Origin of the sequence: Pseudomonas sp. KB_15, assembly GCF_052114525.1 — a bacterium.
Classification (GTDB): Bacteria; Pseudomonadota; Gammaproteobacteria; order Pseudomonadales; family Pseudomonadaceae; genus Aquipseudomonas.
In genome coordinates, this window is sequence record NZ_JBFREX010000287.1 from 1 (window position 1) to 403 (window position 403).

1 protein-coding gene is annotated in these 403 nt (G+C 71.0%); it reads left to right on the forward strand.

The genetic code is table 11. From position 1 onward, the window contains the following. Positions 1-171 precede the first annotated feature (171 nt). Positions 172-403 (forward strand): hypothetical protein (locus tag AB4Z35_RS30920; protein ID WP_442101289.1); only part of this gene is annotated, 232 nt, incomplete at its 3' end.

Consider the following 403-nt stretch of genomic DNA (forward strand, 5'->3'; position numbering starts at 1 on the left):
GGCATCGACGGCCGCGCCGCCACGGCGGCGATGGACCGCTACGGCACCCAGTTCCGCACGCCGCAGTCCGACGCCAACGCCTTCACGATCGGCGTGGGCGCCTCCGGCGGTCTCAACAATATGGGACGGTAGGCCACGCGGCCGCCGCACGCTGTCTCCAGGAGAGAAGCCATGGCAAAGATCGCCGTTGTATCCGCCGACGATGCGCACCTGCACTACGTGGCGGGCCTGATCGCCCAGAGCGCCAACCACGTGGTACAGCGTGTGCGGGCCACGCCCGCCGCCGCGCTGGCCGACCCCGCGCTCACGCTCGGCACCGACCTGCTGATCGTGGACGCGCCCGAGGTCGGCGCGGACGACATCGTCCAGCTGCGCCGCATCACCACCGAGCATCCGGAAACAC